The sequence below is a fragment of the Paenilisteria riparia FSL S10-1204 genome, from assembly GCF_000525995.1.
Taxonomy (GTDB): Bacteria; Bacillota; Bacilli; order Lactobacillales; family Listeriaceae; genus Listeria_A; species Listeria_A riparia.
Genome location: NZ_AODL01000051.1, coordinates 1 through 3157, shown reverse-complemented (window position 1 = coordinate 3157; position 3157 = coordinate 1). Strand labels below are relative to the sequence as shown.

Annotated in this window: 4 protein-coding genes; all 4 read left to right on the top strand. The window is 38.2% G+C overall.

What is annotated here, in order from left to right; genetic code table 11:
• Positions 1-1486 (top strand): hypothetical protein (locus PRIP_RS17250; protein ID WP_052008997.1); only part of this gene is annotated, 1486 nt, incomplete at its 5' end.
• Positions 1487-1848: 362 nt separating this feature from the next.
• Positions 1849-2163: a hypothetical protein gene (locus PRIP_RS15800; RefSeq protein ID WP_036102608.1), complete on the top strand. Its 315-nt coding sequence runs from the start codon at positions 1849-1851 to the stop codon at positions 2161-2163.
• 459 nt (positions 2164-2622) lie between these two features.
• Complete coding sequence (locus PRIP_RS15795) at positions 2623-2859, top strand: hypothetical protein (RefSeq protein ID WP_036102605.1); 237 nt, start codon at positions 2623-2625, stop codon at positions 2857-2859.
• A 91-nt stretch (positions 2860-2950) separates the two neighbouring features.
• The coding region (locus tag PRIP_RS15790; RefSeq protein ID WP_036102602.1) for a hypothetical protein at positions 2951-3157 on the top strand (207 nt) is incomplete at its 3' end.

Genomic DNA, 3157 nt, shown 5'->3' with positions numbered 1-3157 from the left:
GTTTACGAAATTAAAACAAGCTTTTGTGGATAGCCAACTAGCGGTACAAGCATTTATTGAAACGGATGCGAAGGTTAGGGGGCAAGGGGTAATGGATTTTAAAATCAATATGGGAGAACTAGAGGATGTGCTAAAATCCTTGCACAAAATGAAGACCAGTTTAGAGACATTGGATGGTGTATTGGTCAACGTGCAAAATGCAATTGCCAAGCAACAAGGGAAATTAGCAGATGCATTGACGATGGAATTTGGCGCTCATCGAGACGATATTTCACGCCAACAAGGTACGGTGACAAAACTATATACGTATTTGGAGAAGTATGTAAATGATTTGAAATCGATTGACAGCCCAACCTATCGAAACCGAGATATGCTGATTGATGCCAGAGGGCTTCAAAGGTTGGCAGAAGCGCAACGTGATATTTTGGATCACGCAAAAAGTGATGTGCTCCGCGTGCCGCAACCGAGTATTGGAACCTTGCCAGATGATCCTGACGAGCTATGGGTCATGCGTCATAATCAAGGATTGATGGAAGACTTAGATGATTACCTGAGACAAAAGTTAACGCAATTACAGCAAAACGAAGGCGAAGCGATGCACCGAATTAGCTTAGATATGCGGCGCCTTATGGAAATGGATCACGCACACGCTTCTGAAATCGAGAAAGATTATCGTCAATACGATCGGAATGAAGTACGTCAGATTGCGGCTTCTACAAGAGATTCTATTTTTGGATTTGGAAAAAGAGCGATAGAAAGTTTGAAACATCCGGAGAAGCAGCTAGAAAGTATTGCAATGCTAATGAAAAATTTAAAAAGTGACCCATCAGGAACAGCAGGCATGTTATGGAACGGTGTTGTTGCTAGTTATCTAGAACCATATAAAAATGGGGATGCCTATGGGCTGGCTAGCAGCACTATATTATTCGCGAGTACATTTGGAATAACCAAAGGACTTATTGATTTTGGCCGTGTAAAAGATGTGAATGGCGCCAGCCGAATTATTTCTAAATATGATGATATTGTGAGCTATGAGTTTAATAGCATGAATCCTGGTCCGTTAGCTGAACTTCGAAAACAACCAAATGCTAATTTTTATGGTGGCAGGTATAATGTAAAGGTGTTGGATGAAGACACTATACTATATCGAGGTGGTCAAAGTGGTGGGCTCACTGTGCCTGGTAAAGAAAATAATAGATTTGGACAATGGTTTACTGCGACTCCTCCAGAATCGGTTGCTAAGGTTAGAATCGATAGCGCTGTTAAGTATCAATGGATAGTACCGAATACTGGTGTTCTAGATGGTAAATCTGTACTGGATGCTGTATACCAAATAAAAATACCTAAGGGGACAACTATTTATGAGGGCCCTGTGGGATACCAAGGTGGACATTATTTAGGCGGTATTAACCAATATCAAATATATGTTGATAAGCCCTGGGATATTGAAGGCATACAAGTAATAAGTGAAAAATCATTGAAGTGAGGAGAGATTACTATTAATCGCGATTTAAAGAAGTTAAAGGTACTTTTCCCAGAGCTACTCCTTTTTTTAGAGCAGTATGATAATGCAGGAATTAGACCACAAATATTAACAATTAAAACAATTATTGATTATATTAATAATAGCACTGATGAAGCTAAAATTAAGATTATGCATGTCGTTAGGTTACATCGCAGTCTTTACCCACCACGCGAGGGTTTATCAGACTTCTTTATTTGGGATGATGATTTTCAGAAGAGACGGGAACTTAACGCACCGTTAGAAAAGATTTTAGAAGATATTTGGGCTATCCTAAAGAAGTATGAATTATGAATAGTGACAATTAAATGAGGGAGAGAATTTTGTTGGGTAATAGAATTGAGAACTTGAAAGAACAATACCCAAGGTTGTTAGCAACTCTTGAGAAATATGGACCAGTAGAAATGAGTACTCAGATACGTACAATTAAAGAAATACTAATCTACTTAGATACAGCGAATGAATCAGAAGATGTTATGATAAAACAGGTTTTTCAAATGCATAAAAGCATGTCTCCTGGAAAGTCAGGGTTGGCAGAATTTCATTTTTGGGATAATGATTTTGAAAAGCGCTCTAGAGTAAATAAACTCCTCGGAGAATTGAAACAGGAGATATGGGACATACTAGTTTCGGATGAGTAGGTTTGTTGAAAGGCAGTTGCTATTTCATATTTAATAGGAAGGAACATGCCTTAATAAAATCTGCTGGGGGACATATGGGGGACATCTTCCTTTTCAGTGCATAAAAACACTGATAACATGCCAAATTTATGATATTCTTACTTACCAAGTTAAGAAATAAAACAAGTTTTATATGATTTTGGAGGAACCGCTATTCGCTTAGAATAGCGGTTTTATCTTTTTGTAGAGTCACATATTAGGGTTTTTCAATAATGACATTATGTTTTCAACGAATGATTCACTTCCTTCTGTTACTTTGAATGTGCAATAATTTCCTATCGCTCATAAAATAAGTACAGTGTGAGAAATTGGTTATTTTTTAGAGTAAATATAGCAAGATTAATGTTCGGAGGCTTTTTTATTTTTCCTAGATTTGCTATAATACACTTTGGAAGATACTAACATGAGAGGAAGTGTCCTATGCCACATTACGAACAAGTCCGGCATGCGATAGCTGCTGGAAAGCATAGTTTAGAGAGTATTATTGACGGGATCAAGAGTAGGAAAAACGGGATGCAAGATGAAAATCACGAGGTAGAGGAAAAAATGATACATAGGCTGAATCAAATAGAAGCGGAAGCCAAAGACATGATTTCCCACTGCGAGCAGACAGCGAATGCTTTGCGAAGGGAGATAGGATATGTCAACGCCAATTGATATAGACACAGCTTGGGTTTTGAAACAATTAAAAAAGGGCGAACAGGCTGTAGCGGATTTTAAAGCATAAGCTACCAAGATTGAACACACGATGGATAAATTGAATAAGCAAGTTTCACCGGACTTCATGACACGTTACATTGAAGTGAAGGAAGGTTTAGTGTCGGAAATCAGAGCAGACCAGTTTACGAAATTAAAACAAGCTTTTGTGGATAGCCAACTAGCGGTACAAGCATTTATTGAAACGGATGCGAAGTTAGGGGGCAAGGGGGTAATGGATTTTAAAATCAATATGGGA